The following is a 14812-nucleotide window of genomic DNA, read 5'->3' as shown; positions in this document are numbered from 1 at the left end:
CCTCTCAATGCCTGTACGGCTCCACTGGATACGCGTACGTCTCACCCTGGATCCGTCCGGCGGGACTACGCTGGCGCGATGGACGTGGTGAGCGACGCGATCTCGGCCGTACGGATCGGGCGGCCCTCCTCCCAGCGGGTGCGGGTCGCCGGGAGCTGGTGCACCCGCCTCGCCCCATACGACGGAGCGGGCTTCCACGTCGTCCTGGAGGGGAACTGCTGGCTGCTGCCCGACGGGGGTGATCCGGTCGAACTCGGTCCGGGCGACGCCGTCCTGCTGCCGCACGGGACGGGACACGTGATCGCCGAAGGGCCGGCCGACGCGGCGCGGCTCGCGCGCGCGGTGTCCTTCGAGCGGTGGCTGGACGGGACCGGTTCGCGGCCGCCCCCACCCGTCGCCACCGAGGACGGCACCGCGGTCGAGATGCTGTGCGGCAAGTACCGGCTCGACCGCAGCCATGTCCACCCGCTCCTGGCGGAGCTACCCGCGCTCGTCCATCTGCCGAACCGGGCCGCGGACGGCACCGACCGTGCCGATCCCGGCCTCCGCTCCGCCATCGACCTGCTCGGCCGCGAGGTGGGCGAGCGGCTTCCCGGCTCCGGGGTCGCGCTGCCGAGCCTGCTCGACCTGCTCCTCGTCTACATGATCCGTTCCTGGACGGCCGAGAACGCCGGCCCTGCGAGCCGGGCCGGAACGGCCGGGACCTGGCCCGCCGCCCTGGGCGATCCCGTGACCGCCGCCGCGCTGCGGGCCCTGCACACCGACCCGGCCGCCCCCTGGACCAACGACCTGCTCGCGGCCGAGGCGGGCGTCTCCCGCCCCACCCTGGCCCGCCGTTTCACCGCCCTGGTCGGCCGGCCCCCGATGGCGTACCTCACCTGGTGGCGGCTCACCCGCGCCGCCGCCCTGCTCCGGGACACCCGGGACCCGTTGGCCTCCGTCGCCCGACGCGTCGGCTACAGCACGCCGTACGCCCTCTCGCACGCCTTCCGCCGGGAGTTCGGCACGACCCCCGGGCAGTACCGGACGCGGCTGGGCGCGGCTACCGCCGACGGCTGAGCGCGCGCTGTGCCTCGTACAGGTTCCTCGGGTGCACCGATCCCGGGCTTCCGTACGCCTCCACGCGCGCGTGGAGGTCGCCGGTGAAGTCCGGGACGTCGGTCTGGTCGAACTCGCGGACCTCACTGATCCCGACCGTCGCGCTGTACGGGGCGATGGTGTCGATCTTCACCAGGCCGGCCCGGCCGTTCGTCACCATCACGTTCCAGTGCGTGAAACGGGCACCGTAGAGGGGACCCGCCGAGGCGTCGCCGCCGTGGCGGCCGTTGTTCTCGACCGTGATCTCGGTCCGTACGTTCGCGAAGGGCATGCCCCGGTGGGTGTCGAAGGTGCCCATCTCCATCACGCCGCGCGACCAGACGTTGTGACTGGACAGGCCCTCGACGTTGATGCCGTGGAGCTGGGTGCCGGCCGGCGCCGGGACCGTACGGGCCGCGATGCGGAAGTCCTCGACCAGGTTGTCGTGCGCGCCCTCCCGGCAGAAGTACGGGTGGTGGGCGCCCCGTCCCTCCACCCGTGTGCGGCGCAGGGTGCAGGCGGAGGCGGCGACGAACCCGAAGCCGTTGTCGACGTGGCGGACCACCACGTCCTCCGCCCAGCAGTCGTACGCGCACTGGAAGGTGACGCCGTTGTAGCCCTTGTCGAGGAGGTGCGGGGACTGCGGCGTCTCCACCGCCTCCAGGGTCAGGCCCACCACCCCCGAGTCGGTGAGCGCCTCGGTCCCTGAGACCAGTCGGGGGTCCCACTCCGGGCGCGCGTCGAGGGGAAGCGGGCGTTCCAGGGTCACCGTCCGACCGCGCACGGCGGTGATCCGTACGGGCCACTCGTAGGGGACGTAGCTGGTCAGCTTCGTCTTGTCGTCCCAGGTGTACGCCTCCGGGCCCGGACCGCCGCCCGCCATGTGCTCCAGGAGGGTGTGGTCGGGGTCGTCGGCGAGGCGGAGGACGACCAGTTGGCCGCGCCGGAGTGCCGAGGGGTCCTCGACCGTCACCGAGCGGTCGCCCCGGCGGGCCGGGCGGACGGCCGTCAGGGTGGTCCACTCGTCGCGGCGGTTGCCGGTCCAGCCCTCGAAGGGCCAGGCCCGGTCCCGTATCGCGGCGACGAGGGAGGCGTGCCGAGCCCACGGGGAGAGCCAGATGAGGCCGCCGGCCCAGGACCAGGAGGACTTGTCGCCGCCGTAGCGGGAGCCGTACGGGCCGATCAGTTCGGTGAGGTTCCGGGTGGCGAGCAGGGTCGTGCGGCCGGAGCCCGCGCCGCGCAGGACGACCCCGCTGTGGCCGATCCGCAGGTAGTCGTCGATCCGGTACGTGCCCGGCGGCAGGAGGACCGTGCCGCCGCCGCGCTCCCCCGCCTCCGCGAGGGCGCGGTTGATCGCGGGCGCCGAGTCGGTGCCGTGCACATCGGTCGCTCCGCGACGGGCGTCCGGGGTGGCCCCGTAGGTGAGGACGTTCGCGACGACGCGGGGGCGGGGCGCGCGGCGGGCGCCGCCGTGGGCGCCGGCCCGGCCCACGTACGGGATCTGGGGGTGGGTGTAGGGGGCGGCTTCGAACTCGCGCCAGAGGGGGGTGGGGCGGGCGGGGGCCGGTGCGGTGAAACCCGTCGTGCCCGCCGCTCCCGCCACCGCCACCGCGCCGCCGACGAACTGCCTTCTGCTGAGTGCCATGAACCTGAGCCCTTCACATATATGAACGGTGTTCAGATCTGCGTTGGGCGTGAGCATGGCAGTAGAAGACCCTTGCGGGAAGGGGTCAGTTGGCGGACTTCTCCGACGACTTCTGGGTCAGGTTCTTGAACGCGTCGAGGTTCCGGGTCGACTCGCCGCGCGAGACCCGCCACTCGTACTCGCGCCGGATCGCCGACGCGAACCCCAGCTCCAGGAGCGTGTTGAAGTCGCCGTCCGCCGCCTCCAGGACCGAGCCGAGCAGCCGGTCCAGCTCCTCGGGCGTCACGGCGGCGAGCGGGAGCTTGCCGGCGAGGTAGATGTCGCCGAGGCCGTCGATCGCGTAACTCACCCCGTACAGCTTGAGGTTGCGTTCGAGCAGCCAGCGGTGGACGCCCGCCTCGTTCTCGTCCGGGTGGCGGATGACGAAGGCGTTGAGGGAGAGCGAGTGGCGGCCGACGCGCAGCGACAGCGTGGTGAAGAGCTTGCGCGTGCCGGGGAGTTTGACCACGTAGGAGCCCGGCTCGGGGGACTCCCACTCCAGTTCCGCGTCCTTGAACGTGTCCTCGACGGTCCGCCGGACGTCCTCAAGATCAGCCATGGTGGGAGCGTACGCGACGGCGGTTCTCGCGCAGCCGATGGTCGTGCACGGCAGCCGTGTACACGTCGGCCGTGCCCGAGGCGGCCGTGTCCCAGCCGAAGGACCCGGCGTGCAGGGCCGCCGCCGCGCCCATCCGGGCCGAGAGCGACGGGTCCGCCACGAACCGGCCCAGCGCGCGGGCGTAGTCCACCGGGTCGTGCCCCTGGACGAGGAAGCCCGTCACGTCGTCCCGTACGGCGACGGGCAGACCGCCCACCGCCGCCGCGACGACCGGGGTCCCGGCCGCCTGCGCCTCGATCGCGACCAGGCCGAAGGACTCGCTGTACGAGGGCATGACGAGGACGCTCGCCGCCCGGAACCAGTCGGCGAGCCGGTCCTGGCCCACCGGCGGGTGAAAGCGCACGATGTCGGCGATGCCGAGCCGCGCGGCAAGCTTCTGCAGCCCCTCCGGCTTCGCGAGACCACTGCCGCTCGGGCCGCCGACCACAGGAACGACCATGCGCGAGCGGAGGGAAGGATCCCTGTCCAGGAGCTCGGCGGCGGCGCGCAGCAGGATGTCCGGGGCCTTCAGCGGCTGGATGCGGCCGGCGAAGACCGGGATGAAGGCGTCAAGCGGCAGCCCGAGCCGGGTGCGGGCGGCGGCGCGGCCGTCGGCGGGGCGGAAGTGGTCGAGGTTGACGCCCGGGTGGACGACCGCGATCTTGCCGGGGTCCGCGTCGTAGAAGCGGGCGAGCTCGTCGGCCTCCTCGGCCGTGTTCGCGATCAGCCGGTCGGCGGCGTCGACGATCTGCGTCTCACCGATCACCCGGGCCGCGGGCTCGGGCGTGTCGCCCTCGGCGAGCGCCGCGTTCTTGACCTTCGCCATGGTGTGCATGGCATGGACGAGCGGAACGCCCCAGCGCTCGGCGGCCAGCCAGCCGACGTGGCCGGAGAGCCAGTAGTGGGAGTGGACCAGGTCGTAGTGGCCGGGGCGGTGGCCCGCCCACGCCTGCATCACGCCGTGCGTGAAGGCGCAGAGCTGCGCCGGCAGCTCTTCCTTGGCCAGGCCCTCGTAGGGGCCCGCGTCGACGTGCCGGACCAGGACGCCGGGGGTGAGCTCGACGACCGGGGGGAGGCCGCCGGTGGTGGCCCGGGTGAAGATCTCGACCTCTATGTCGATGGCGGCGAGTCGTTTCGCCAGCTCGACGATGTAGACGTTCATGCCGCCCGCGTCGCCCGTGCCGGGCTGGTGCAGCGGGGAGGTGTGGACGCTGAGCATGGCCACGCGGCGCGGGGTGCGGTTCCGGCCGGGGAGCCGGAGCCGGGTCGGTGCCGGGTGCCGGTGCCGGGTACCGGCGAACCGGGACACGTACTGGCTCACGTCGGCCGTCCTTCCGCTCGGGGGCTGAGCATGGGCGCCGTGGGCATGACGGCGGGAGGGCGTGGTGCGCCCTCCGGCCCGGACAACACCGGAATGGACCCTTTCATTTCCATCACACGCGGCACTTTGCCAATTCATTACCGGGGTGGGCGGGCCATCGCCCGCATGACCGGGCGATGACCGGCGTGGCCAGGCGACCGCCGGGGCGCGCGGGCCCCCGACCCCCACCCCGTACGCTTTCGGCATGGCCCCGCGCACCACCCGCCCCGTCGGCACCCCGACCCGCGGGACCACCAACCCCAACCGTCTGCGCCGCATGGACCGCTGGATCGCCGCCGTCCACGGGCCCGCCCTGCGCCGCTCCCCCGAGCCGCCGCTCGCCGTGGACCTCGGGTACGGGGCCGCCCCCTGGACCGCCGTCGAGCTCCTCGCCCGGCTGCGCACCGCCGAACCCCGCACCCGCCTCTACGGCATCGAGATCGAACCCGCCCGCGTCGAGGCCGCCAAGCCGTACGAACACGAGGGCCTCTCCTTCCTGCACGGCGGCTTCGAGGTGCCCGTGCCCGGCCGGGTCGCCCTGATCCGGGCCGCGAACGTGCTGCGCCAGTACGACGAGGAGCAGGTCGCGGCCGTCTGGGGGCGGCTGTGCGGGCGGCTCGCACCCGGTGGACTGCTCGTGGAGGGCACCTGCGACGAGATCGGGCGCCGGCACGTGTGGGTGGCGCTCGACGGGAGCGGCCCTCGGACGGTGACCTTCGCGACCCGGCTCGGCTCGCTGGAGCGGCCCTCGGACCTGGCGGAGCGGCTGCCGAAGGCGCTGATCCACCGCAACGTGCCGGGCGAGCCGGTGCACGCGTTCCTGCGGGACTTCGACCGGGCATGGGCGGCGGCGGCCCCGTACGCCTCGCTCGGCGCACGGCAGCGGTGGATCCGCTCCGTCCGCGACCTGGCGGCGGACTGGCCCCTGACGGACGGTCCCCGGCGGTGGCGCCAGGGCGAGGTGACGGTGCGGTGGGAGGCGCTGGCGCCTCGGGGGTGAGCCGGAGGCCGGAGGGGTGAGCCGGAGGCCGGAGGCGCCGGCGCCTCGGGACCGACCACACGCGTCCCTTCTTTCCCTAACTCCCGCTGAATTTCCCGTACGCCGGGAACGCCACGCACGTATCACTCGTCCCCCGTGGGGGGAGCGGGCCCGACAGGCCCCGGTTTCCCCTGTTGCTTTGTGGTTTCGCATGGCACCATCGCCAAGGTCACCACTAAGTTACTGACGGTAAATCAGATTTGGTCAATCGAGGGGGAGCTCGTGAACCGACGCCGCCACGCCACCGCCGCGATCACCGTGATCTGCGCCTTGACCGTGCTGGCCTCGCCCGCGCTGACCCTCCAGGCCGCCGCCGCACCGCTGCCGCCGCCTCTTCCCAAGAAGAGCCTGGAGGAGGTGCGCAAGGAGATAGACACCCTGTACCGGCAGGCCGCCGTCGCCACCGACGCGTACAACCTCGCGGACGAGCAGACCAAGGAGCAGTCCGCCGAGATCGTCCGGGTCGCCCGGATGATCGTGGAGGGCCGCGAGAAGATCGAGGCCCTCAAGGCCAGGGCCGGCGCGACCGCCCGTGCCCAGTACCGCAACGGCGGACTCCCGGACGGCGCGCAGCTCGTCCTCACGAACGACCCGCAGCTCTTCCTCGACAACGCGGGGCGCCTCAAGGCCGGGGCGAAGGCCACCACGGACCTGCTCGGTGAAATGAACCGCACCCAGGCCCAGTTGGACCTCTACGCCAAGGACGCGGGCGTCAACTGGACCAAGCTGGAGTCCAACCGCATCCGGCAGGCCCAGGCGAAGAAGGAGATCGACGGCAAGATCGCCGCGGCGAAGAAGCTGGAGTCCGAACTCGCCGCCGAGGAGCGGGAGCGGCTGCGGCGCCTTGAGGAGCAGGAGCGGGCCAGGGCGCAGACGACCTGGATCGGCACCGGCATCCTCGCCGGTCTGAAGGCGGACACGACGCCGGAGGCCAGGAAGGCGATCCAGTTCGCGACCGCCCAGATCGGCAAGCCGTACGGGTGGGGGGACGAAGGCCCGGACTCGTTCGACTGCTCGGGGCTGACCCAGCGCGCCTGGGGATCGGCCGGTCGGCCGATCCCGCGCACCTCGCAGGAGCAATGGCGCCTGATGCAGCGGGTGGACATCAAGGACATGCAGCCGGGCGACCTGATCGTCTACTTCAAGGACGCGAGCCACATCGGGATGTATGTGGGCAACGGCACCATCGTCCACGCGCCGCGCCCCGGCCGGAACGTGACGCTCGCGGGCGCGGGCTCGATGGAGATCCTGGGAGTCGTCCGCCCGACGTGACGGAGTCCACGCGCGGAGGCGGAACCATGGGCGCCCGCCCGGCGTGACGTTTCTCATTGCCTTCGGGGCGCCCGCTCAGCCGCACACGGGCAAGTACCTCCCCTTCCGCGGCATATGCCAATCACGACGCGGCCGCTCACCCGTTGATCGCCATTCCGCTGCGCACCGCCCTACCGCTATGGTCCGGGACGGGCGGGGCGCCACCCGGCGCCCTGCGCACCCTCGGGGGGAGGGAAGGAAACCCGGACCGATGCCCGTATCCGTACCGCGTCAGAGAAACGTCTCTGCCGTTGCGGGACCCGGCGACGTCGCCACTACGGACGCCACCGCCATGGACGCCACCGCTATGACAGGCACAGTCACAGGCACCGATCGCACCGATCTCACTCTCCTGGTCGTCGAGGACGACCCGGCGGGTGCCTTCGCCGTACCCGAACTGCTCGACGCGGCCGACGCCGCCGGCACCCGGGTCCGCATCCGTACCGCCCGCAACCTCACCGAGGCCGAGCGGCTCCTCACCGACGACGTCCACTGCGTCCTCGTCGACCTGTCCCTGCCCGGCCCCCGCGCCGCCGCCGGCGACGACCCGCTCGCCCCGCTCCGGCACATCCTGCGCCTCGCCCCCCGCCACGCCGTCCTCGCCCTCGCGGCCTCCGCCGACGCGGAGCTGGCGGCCGAGGCGGTACGCGTCGGGGCCCAGGACCACCTCTTCCGCGAGGAACTCGACGGGCGGCTGCTCAGCCGCGCCATCCGGTACGCGGTCGAGCGGAAGCGGGCCGACGCGGTCCAGGTGAAACTGGCCGAGTCCCGCCTCCGGGCACAGGAGAACGCCCGTCTGGAGCGCGGCCTGCTCCCCACGCCGCTCCTGGAGGGCTCCGACCTGCGGTTCGCGGCCCGCTACCGGCCCGGCCGCGAGCGCGCGCTGCTCGGCGGCGACTTCTACGACGTGGTCCGTACGCCCGACGGCACCGTCCACGCGATGATCGGCGACGTGTGCGGACACGGCCCCGACGAGGCCGCGCTCGGTGTCGAGCTGCGGATCGCATGGCGGGCCCTGACCTTCGCGGGCCTGTGCGGGGACGAGCTGCTCTCCACGATGCAGCAGGTCCTGGAGCACGAGCGGGAGAGCGAGGAGATCTTCGCGACCCTCTGCACCGTAGACATCGCGCCCGACGGGCGCCGAGCGGGCCTGTGCCTGGCCGGACACCCCTCGCCGCTGATCGCCCGGCAGGGGCGGGCGGCCAGGCTGCTGCCGTACGAGGACGGCGGCCCGGCCCTGGGCCTGCTGACGCGCGCCCGCTGGCCGCGCCGACAGGTCGAGCTCGGCGGGGCGTGGAGCCTGCTCATGTACACCGACGGACTGATCGAGGGGCGCTCGGCCGGACCCGGCTCGCCGCGGCTCGGCCAGGACGGAATGGTCGGGATGATCAACCGGCAGCTGGCGTCGGGCCTGCGGGGCGAGGAGCTCCTGGAGGCGGCGGTGACGGAGGTCCGGTCCCTGAACGGCGGCGAGCTGACGGACGACGTCGCGGTCCTGGCCCTGGAAAGGGACCGGGAAAGGGGCAGGACCCGGGGATGACCCCGGGCCCTGACGTCACTTCTCGCGGTGACCGGCACTTCTCGCGGTGACCGGCCTTAAGACTGTCGGTCGTAAGGCTGTCGGTCGTACGGCTGCCGTGCCTTACAGCCTTCGGTCTTGCGGCTGTCGGCCTGACAGCTACCGGCCGCCGTTGTAGGGACCGTACGGTCCGTCGCTGCTGGAGCCGCCGCCCCGACGGCCGCCCCCGCCGCCCGAGACCTGCTGGAGCGCCGGGCGGACGTCCACCATGAAGACGATGGCGGCGATCACGCCCGCGATCTGCAGGAACAGCATAGGGAAGATCAGGTTCAGGGCGAGGTTGATGCCCAGGATGATCAGCCAGAACTTCTTCGTCTGCTTCTCGGCGGCGCGATACGCGTCCTCGCGCGCCATGGCGGCGAAGGCGAGCGCGGCGACGGCGAAGCCGGTGAAGATCAGGAACATCACCAGGGAGAGGAGGGAGTCGAATCCGTCGCGCAACATGCTGAGCACCGCCTAGGGAAGAGGGGAAGAGCGCCTCGCGGTCAAGGTACCCGGTTCAACGCACCAGGTACCCGTATTGGTGCCCGGCCCTACTCCTTCTCGGCGGCGACGGCCGCCTTCTTGGCGGGGGCCTTGCGGACGGTCGCCTTCCTGGCGGGCGCCTTCTTGGCCTCGACGGACTCGGACTCGGCGGAGGCCGCCACCGGCTCCTCGGCCTTGGTCTCCTCCGGCTCGACGACGACGGCGATCTCGGTGATCTCCTCGGCGACCTCGCCACGCCAGGCCTTCACGGCCTCCTCGCCGTGAGCGGCGACCTCCTCGTACTTCTCGCGCGCCTTGACGGCGTACTCGGCGGCGACGCCGACACCGCGCAGCGCGAGGTCCTGGGCGGTCTCGCCGAGCTTCTTGAGGTCCGTGTCGAGACCGCCGACGACATCGGCGAACTTCGACTGCACGGTGGCCTGGGCCTCCTTGGCCTGCGCGGTCACCTTCTCCTGCACGGCCTTGGGGTCGGTCTTCCGTACGGCCTCGATGCGGGCGGGCGCCTCGGCGGCGATCTGCTCGATCAGGCCGGGAACCTTCTTGGCCTGCTGCACGGCGAGGTCGGCGGTGCCGGCGGCGAAGTAGAGAGGGGTACGCAGTTCGTCGATGATGGCCATGCTGGTGGTCCTCCCGGATGTGACGTACGGACGAGCGAGGGCTGGCTCAGTGGCGTTCGGCATCGGGGGCCGCTGCCCCGGCCGCCTCGGCGGCGGCCTCGGCGGCTCCGGCGGCCTCGGCGGCCTCCGCGGCCTCCGCGGCGTTCTCCTTGCGGAAGGAGTCGTAGATCTGGAGCAGCACCTGCTTCTGCCGCTCGTTGATCGAGGGATCGGCGAGGATGACGGCGCGCGTCTCCAGCTCCTCCCGCTCCTTCTCGTCGAGGATCCCGGCCCGTACGTAGAGCGTCTCGGCGGAGATCCGCAGCGCCTTCGCGACCTGCTGCAACACCTCGGCGCTGGGCTTGCGCAGCCCACGCTCGATCTGACTCAGGTACGGGTTCGACACCCCGGCGGCGTCGGCGAGCTGCCGCAGGGACAACTGTGCGGTCCGCCGCTGCTCGCGGAGGTACTCACCGAGATTGCCGACGTTGAGCGATGCCATGCTCCGACCATGCCAGCCTTTGCTAACTATTGCAAGCAGCTGCTTGCAATAGTCACCCTCGACTCGCACCCCATGAATGAGAAAACTGGGGATCATGGATGCGACAGCGCGGTTCCGGCAGGCGGTCATCGAGTGGGCGGCCGACAGTGCGCAGGCTCCGGCGGCCGCGGCGGCGGCGCGCGAGCTGGCGGCCGGCGCCGAGCTGCGGACGGCCGTACTGGTCGAAGGGGTCAGCGACGAGGTCGCGCTCGACGCGCTGGCCGCCCGACACGGCCGCTCCCTCGCCGCGGAGGGCATCGCCGTCGTCCCGCTCGGAGGAGCGACGAACATCGGCAGATTCGTGCAGCTGCTCGGACCCCGGGGGCTCGACGTACCGCTGGCCGGTCTGTGCGACGCCGGCGAGGAAGGCCACTTCGCGCGCGCCCTGGAACGAGCGGGGCTCGGCCACGACCTCGCGCGCGCCGACATGGAGCCGCTCGGCTTCTACGTGTGCGTCGCCGACCTGGAGGAGGAGCTGATCCGCTCGCTCGGCGCCGAGTCGGTGCAGCGGGTCGTCGACGCCCAGGGCGACCTGCGGGCCTTCCGCATCTTCCAGAAGCAGCCCGCCCAGCGCGAACGGAACGTGGAACGGCAGCTGCGGCGCTTCATGGGCACCATCAGCGGCCGCAAGAGCCAGTACGCCCGCTCGCTCATCGACGCCCTGGCCCTCGCCGAGGTGCCCCGCCCGCTGGACCGCCTGCTCGCGCACGTGTCCGTGTCCGCGCACTGAGGGACGTGCCCCCGCCGACCCCGCGCCCGCCCTCCCCCGCCGACCCTCCCCCGCCGTGCCATGCTGGTGAACGTGACCCTGGAGGACCTGGTACGGCTGCGCCGTGCGCGGGACGTGATGGACCGCGACTACGCGCTGCCGCTCGACGTGGCCGCCCTCGCCTCCGTCGCCCTCATGTCGACCGGGCACTTCGCGCGCAGCTTCCGCGCCGCCTTCGGCGAGACCCCGTACGGCTACCTCATGACCCGCCGCGTCGAGCGGGCCAAGGCGCTGCTCCGGCGGGGCGACCTGAGCGTCACGGACGTCTGCTTCGCCGTCGGGTGCACCTCGCTCGGGTCCTTCAGCTCCCGCTTCACCGAACTGGTCGGCGAGACGCCGTCCGCCTACCGGGCCCGCCGCCACGACGACGGCGCCGCGATCCCCGCCTGTGTCGCCAAGGTCCGCACCCGGCCGGTACGAAGGAGTTGAGGGGATCCCCCATCGGTCGGTTTCGGAGAAGCGGAATCCTGCCGTCCGCCGTAGCTTCGATCTCATGAACGTCAAGCTCTCGCAGTGCTTCATCGCAGTCGACGACCACGACAAGGCCCTCGCCTTCTACCGCGACGCCCTCGGCCTCGAAGTGCGGAACGACGTCGGTTTCGAAGGGATGCGCTGGGTGACCGTAGGGTCGCCCGCGCAGCCGGACGTGGAGATCGTCCTCGAACCGCCGCTGGCCGACCCCAACGCCTCCCCGGCCGACCGGCAGGCCGTGGCCGAGCTGCTCGCCAAGGGCATGCTGCGCGGCGTGATCTTCTCCACCGAGGACGTCGACGCCACCTTCGAACACATCCGGGCCGCCGGCGGCGAGGTCCTCCAGGAGCCGGTCGACCAGCCGTACGGCGTCCGCGACTGCGCCTTCCGCGACCCGTCCGGCAACATGCTGCGGTTCACCCAGCCCCGCCCCTGACAGCACTCCGGACCTCCCCGAACCCCCTGTCGGCCTCCGCGGCCCGTGCCACCATGGAGCGAGGCCAACAGGGGGGTTCCACATGCCGGTTGAGCGGGTCTGGCTGGACGTGCCGTACGCCGAGAAGGACGCGGCCAAGCGCGGCGGGGCCCGTTGGGATCCCGTCGCCAAGCGGTGGTTCGCGCCCCGGGCCGGAATGGCCGAACTGGCCCGGTGGGCCGCCGCCGCGGCCGTACCCGACCTGCTGCCCGGCGAGGACCGGACACTCGGCAGCGGGCTCTTCGTCGACCTCGTCCCGCGCACCTGCTGGTTCACCAACGTCCGGTCCTGCGTGGCCCAGGCCGACTGGGAGCGGCTGCGCCGGATGATCACCGGCCGGGCCGGCCGGCGCTGCGAGGCCTGTGGTGCGGGCGAGGACAGGGAGGCCCGTCGGTGGCTGGAGGCCCACGAGCGGTGGACCTACGAACCCACCACCCGGGTCCAGACCCTCAGGCGGCTCATCTGCCTCTGCACCGACTGCCACACCGTCACCCACTTCGGCCTGGCTCAGGTGCGCGGCATCGAGGACCGGGCCTTCGCCCACCTCGTGAAGGTCACGGGGATGAGCGGATCGCAGGCCCGGGAACACGTCCGCGCCGCCTTCGCCGTCTGGGAGGACCGCTCCCGCTACGACTGGGAGCTGGACCTCGGCATCCTCACCGGGGCGGGGATCACCCTCGCCCCGCCGCCCGGGGCGGGCGACCGCGCCCGGGTCGCCGACGACACCCTGACCCGGCCCCTGCCCCGGCAGCGGCCCCTGCCGTGATCCGGCGGAACGCCCCAAGCCGTGTCCGGAAAGTCCCGCCCGGCCCTACTTTCCGGACACGGCCCAGGGGCTGTCCGCCGTTCAGGCACGGCAGCGCAGCATCACCAGCGGCGGCTTCTCCAGGAGGTCCGCCCAGAAGTCCTCGCCGAACTCACGGAGGCCCGCTTCCGACACCTGCAGCGGAACCCACTCCACGTCCTTGAACCCGGCCGCCCGCAGACACTCCTCGTAGACCTCGCGGCGCGGGATCGTGGAGACGATGCTGATCGGCTCCGGGTCGAGGAGCGCCGTGACCCGCACGCGAGAACCCGCCTCGGTCTCCTCGCCGGTCGGCTCGCAGCGGAACCCGTACGCGGGCAGGGACGTGCAGTCGAACGCGTAGTCGGGCCTCTGCGCGAGCACGAAGAACTCGCCGCCCGGCACCAGGTTCTGGTGGATGCTGCGGCACATCCGCTCGATCCCGGCGATGCCCTCGGCGTAGTTGAGGCACTGCACGCCCAGGGCGATGTCGTAGCGCCGGCCGAGAAGCGGCAGTTCGGCCACGTCGCCGACCTCGTAGCGCACGCCCAGCGGGTCGCGCTTCTCGATCTCCCGTGCGGCGGCGATCATCTCGACGGAGATGTCGACGCCGAAGACGTCCTTGGCGCCGCGCCGCTTGAACTCCCTGCTGTAGAAGCCGGTGCCGCACGCCAGGTCGAGGACCGACGCGCCGCTCACGTCCCCGACCATGCCGAGGAAGCTCGGCACCTCCCCGTGGCGGATCATCGGCAGGGACTTGAATCCCTCGAACGCCTCGCCGATCCCGTCGTACTGCTGCTGCCCGCCCATGCGGCGCCCCCTCGTGTGCTTCTTCGTGTGATCCCGAAGTCCTGCGCGCGAGTCGAGTCTGCTCCGCCCTGCCCCGTCCGCCGTACTGGCAGATGGCACGAGAAGTCGGCAGGACAACCCTCGTATCACCCAACACCCGCCGCTGAGACCCGAGTTGGAGGGCCACTCACTCCGCCCAGGCGACGAGCGCCTCGAAATCCGCCGCCGCGAGCCCGCGCCGGGCGTCCACCCGGTGGAGCAGCGCCCGGCCCGGGTGGTGGGCGGCCACCCAGTCCCGGTCGGCCGTGCCGATCTCGTCGTCCACCCAGGCGAACGGCCGCCCGTCGGCCCACGCCACCAGCGCCGGTGTCTTCCAGTGCACCCCCGCCACCGGATCGGGCCCGTCCTCGGGCCACCGGACCAGGGGCAGAGCCGGCAGCCCGAGACGCGGGGCGACCCAGGCGTTCGCGTCGTCCTCCCAGGTCGTCGCCCAGACGAGTGCGTACGGCAGTGCCGCGAGCCGCGGCCCCTGCGCGGGGTCGAGCCGCGCGAGGAGCGGGCTCACGGACGCGGGCGGCGCGGGCGGGTACGTCGGATACTCCCGGTCCCCCGCGCCGAAGGGGATCAGCGGGCCGTCGACGTCCAGGAAGAGCAGCGGGGTCACCATGAGCCCATCCTGACCCGGCCACTCGTCCACTTCTCGATAATCCGCGACGGATCGATCCTCGCTACCCTGGCAGACATGACAGCCATGGCACCCACCCGCACCGAGCCCGACCTCTCCTACCTCCTCGACCACACCAGTCACGCCTTGCGAACCCGGATGGCCGCCGCGCTCGACGCGATCGGGCTCACCCCCCGGATGCACTGCGTCCTCGTCCACGCCCTGGAAGAGGAGCGCACCCAGGCACAGCTCGCGGAGATCGGGGACATGGACAAGACCACCATGGTCGTCACCGTCGACGCCCTGGAGAAGGCCGGACTCGCCGAGCGCCGGCCGTCGAGCACCGACCGGCGGGCGCGGATCATCGCCGTGACCGAGGCGGGGGCCGAGGTCGCGCGGGAGAGCCAGAAGATCGTCGACGGCGTGCACGAGAGCGCCCTCGCCTCCCTTCCGGACGACGAGCGCGCCGCTCTGCTGCGCGCCCTGAACCTGCTGGTCACCGGCCACCTGGAGACCCCCGTCGAGAGCCCGAGGCCGGCCCGCCGGGCACGCCAGCGCGGCTGACCCCCGCCCACCCCGCGCCCCCGCA

Annotated in this window: 17 protein-coding genes; 9 read left to right on the top strand and 8 right to left on the bottom strand. The window is 72.5% G+C overall.

What is annotated here, in order from left to right; translation table 11 throughout:
- Positions 1-78 precede the first annotated feature (78 nt).
- Complete coding sequence (locus tag OG514_RS14645; protein ID WP_266894665.1) at positions 79-1059, top strand: AraC family transcriptional regulator; 981 nt, start codon at positions 79-81, stop codon at positions 1057-1059.
- Here the strand turns inward: OG514_RS14645 and OG514_RS14640 are convergent.
- The 3 genes from OG514_RS14640 to mshA form a co-directional block, all read right to left on the bottom strand.
- Complete coding sequence (locus OG514_RS14640) at positions 1043-2722, bottom strand: glycosyl hydrolase family 28-related protein (protein WP_266894663.1); 1680 nt, start codon at positions 2720-2722, stop codon at positions 1043-1045. The genes OG514_RS14645 and OG514_RS14640 overlap by 17 nt on opposite strands.
- A gap of 85 nt (positions 2723-2807) precedes the next feature.
- Positions 2808-3320 (bottom strand): YbjN domain-containing protein, encoded by a 513-nt coding sequence (locus tag OG514_RS14635; protein WP_266894661.1) that lies wholly within the window; start codon positions 3318-3320, stop codon positions 2808-2810.
- Positions 3313-4680 (bottom strand): D-inositol-3-phosphate glycosyltransferase, encoded by a 1368-nt coding sequence (gene mshA, locus OG514_RS14630; RefSeq protein WP_266894659.1) that lies wholly within the window; start codon positions 4678-4680, stop codon positions 3313-3315. The genes OG514_RS14635 and mshA overlap by 8 nt, the downstream gene beginning before the upstream one ends.
- Before the next feature lie 244 nt (positions 4681-4924).
- Here mshA and OG514_RS14625 point away from each other — a divergent pair, with 244 nt between their 5' ends.
- From OG514_RS14625 to OG514_RS14615, 3 genes are all read left to right on the top strand, one after another.
- A complete protein-coding gene (locus OG514_RS14625) occupies positions 4925-5719 on the top strand; it encodes a class I SAM-dependent methyltransferase (RefSeq protein ID WP_266894657.1) in 795 nt (264 codons plus the stop codon).
- A gap of 261 nt (positions 5720-5980) precedes the next feature.
- Positions 5981-7030, top strand: coding sequence for a C40 family peptidase (locus OG514_RS14620; RefSeq protein WP_266894655.1), 1050 nt, complete (start codon positions 5981-5983; stop codon positions 7028-7030).
- A gap of 331 nt (positions 7031-7361) precedes the next feature.
- Positions 7362-8609: a PP2C family protein-serine/threonine phosphatase gene (locus OG514_RS14615; protein WP_266894653.1), complete on the top strand. Its 1248-nt coding sequence runs from the start codon at positions 7362-7364 to the stop codon at positions 8607-8609.
- Positions 8610-8747: 138 nt separating this feature from the next.
- On the opposite strand, the gene OG514_RS14610 is transcribed toward OG514_RS14615, so the two are convergent.
- The 3 genes from OG514_RS14610 to OG514_RS14600 form a co-directional block, all read right to left on the bottom strand.
- On the bottom strand, positions 8748-9092 hold the full coding sequence (locus OG514_RS14610; protein ID WP_266894651.1) for a DUF2516 family protein: 345 nt from the start codon (positions 9090-9092) through the stop codon (positions 8748-8750).
- Between the two features lie 89 nt (positions 9093-9181).
- Positions 9182-9751, bottom strand: coding sequence for a hypothetical protein (locus OG514_RS14605; protein WP_266894650.1), 570 nt, complete (start codon positions 9749-9751; stop codon positions 9182-9184).
- A 46-nt stretch (positions 9752-9797) separates the two neighbouring features.
- Positions 9798-10232 carry a helix-turn-helix domain-containing protein gene (locus OG514_RS14600; RefSeq protein WP_266894648.1) on the bottom strand — a complete coding sequence of 145 codons (435 nt, stop codon included), beginning with the start codon at positions 10230-10232 and terminating at the stop codon, positions 9798-9800.
- 94 nt (positions 10233-10326) lie between these two features.
- Here OG514_RS14600 and OG514_RS14595 point away from each other — a divergent pair, with 94 nt between their 5' ends.
- From OG514_RS14595 to OG514_RS14580, 4 genes are all read left to right on the top strand, one after another.
- A complete protein-coding gene (locus tag OG514_RS14595) occupies positions 10327-11001 on the top strand; it encodes a TOPRIM nucleotidyl transferase/hydrolase domain-containing protein (protein ID WP_266894646.1) in 675 nt (224 codons plus the stop codon).
- Between the two features lie 60 nt (positions 11002-11061).
- A complete protein-coding gene (locus tag OG514_RS14590) occupies positions 11062-11469 on the top strand; it encodes a helix-turn-helix transcriptional regulator (RefSeq protein ID WP_266894644.1) in 408 nt (135 codons plus the stop codon).
- 64 nt (positions 11470-11533) lie between these two features.
- The gene (locus tag OG514_RS14585; RefSeq protein ID WP_266894642.1) at positions 11534-11947 is read left to right on the top strand and encodes a VOC family protein; all 414 of its coding nucleotides are present in this window, start codon (positions 11534-11536) and stop codon (positions 11945-11947) included.
- Positions 11948-12029: 82 nt separating this feature from the next.
- Entirely contained in the window at positions 12030-12752 is a 723-nt protein-coding gene (locus OG514_RS14580; protein ID WP_266894640.1) for a DUF5710 domain-containing protein, read from the top strand.
- An 81-nt stretch (positions 12753-12833) separates the two neighbouring features.
- Here the strand turns inward: OG514_RS14580 and OG514_RS14575 are convergent, their stop codons facing one another.
- Both OG514_RS14575 and OG514_RS14570 read right to left on the bottom strand, forming a co-directional pair.
- Positions 12834-13580, bottom strand: a complete 747-nt coding sequence (locus tag OG514_RS14575; protein ID WP_266894638.1) for a class I SAM-dependent methyltransferase — start codon at positions 13578-13580, stop codon at positions 12834-12836.
- Between the two features lie 166 nt (positions 13581-13746).
- Entirely contained in the window at positions 13747-14226 is a 480-nt protein-coding gene (locus tag OG514_RS14570; protein WP_266894636.1) for a hypothetical protein, read from the bottom strand.
- 75 nt (positions 14227-14301) lie between these two features.
- Here OG514_RS14570 and OG514_RS14565 point away from each other — a divergent pair, with 75 nt between their 5' ends.
- Positions 14302-14787: a MarR family winged helix-turn-helix transcriptional regulator gene (locus OG514_RS14565; RefSeq protein ID WP_266894634.1), complete on the top strand. Its 486-nt coding sequence runs from the start codon at positions 14302-14304 to the stop codon at positions 14785-14787.
- The last annotated feature ends 25 nt before the right edge of the window (positions 14788-14812 follow it).

Source organism: Streptomyces sp. NBC_00572, from assembly GCF_026341815.1.
Taxonomy (GTDB): Bacteria; Actinomycetota; Actinomycetes; order Streptomycetales; family Streptomycetaceae; genus Streptomyces.
This window is presented reverse-complemented; position numbering and strand designations above follow the sequence as displayed.

Coding starts and splice junctions, on each gene's coding strand:
- OG514_RS14645 (WP_266894665.1), top strand. CDS start 79: ATGGACGTGGTGAGCGACGCGATCTCGGCCGTACGGATCGGGCGGCCC.
- OG514_RS14640 (WP_266894663.1), bottom strand. CDS start 2,722: ATGGCACTCAGCAGAAGGCAGTTCGTCGGCGGCGCGGTGGCGGTGGCG.
- OG514_RS14635 (WP_266894661.1), bottom strand. CDS start 3,320: ATGGCTGATCTTGAGGACGTCCGGCGGACCGTCGAGGACACGTTCAAG.
- OG514_RS14625 (WP_266894657.1), top strand. CDS start 4,925: ATGGCCCCGCGCACCACCCGCCCCGTCGGCACCCCGACCCGCGGGACC.
- OG514_RS14615 (WP_266894653.1), top strand. CDS start 7,362: ATGGACGCCACCGCTATGACAGGCACAGTCACAGGCACCGATCGCACC.
- OG514_RS14610 (WP_266894651.1), bottom strand. CDS start 9,092: ATGTTGCGCGACGGATTCGACTCCCTCCTCTCCCTGGTGATGTTCCTG.
- OG514_RS14605 (WP_266894650.1), bottom strand. CDS start 9,751: ATGGCCATCATCGACGAACTGCGTACCCCTCTCTACTTCGCCGCCGGC.
- OG514_RS14600 (WP_266894648.1), bottom strand. CDS start 10,232: ATGGCATCGCTCAACGTCGGCAATCTCGGTGAGTACCTCCGCGAGCAG.
- OG514_RS14595 (WP_266894646.1), top strand. CDS start 10,327: ATGGATGCGACAGCGCGGTTCCGGCAGGCGGTCATCGAGTGGGCGGCC.
- OG514_RS14590 (WP_266894644.1), top strand. CDS start 11,062: ATGCTGGTGAACGTGACCCTGGAGGACCTGGTACGGCTGCGCCGTGCG.
- OG514_RS14585 (WP_266894642.1), top strand. CDS start 11,534: ATGAACGTCAAGCTCTCGCAGTGCTTCATCGCAGTCGACGACCACGAC.
- OG514_RS14580 (WP_266894640.1), top strand. CDS start 12,030: ATGCCGGTTGAGCGGGTCTGGCTGGACGTGCCGTACGCCGAGAAGGAC.
- OG514_RS14575 (WP_266894638.1), bottom strand. CDS start 13,580: ATGGGCGGGCAGCAGCAGTACGACGGGATCGGCGAGGCGTTCGAGGGA.
- OG514_RS14570 (WP_266894636.1), bottom strand. CDS start 14,226: ATGGTGACCCCGCTGCTCTTCCTGGACGTCGACGGCCCGCTGATCCCC.
- OG514_RS14565 (WP_266894634.1), top strand. CDS start 14,302: ATGACAGCCATGGCACCCACCCGCACCGAGCCCGACCTCTCCTACCTC.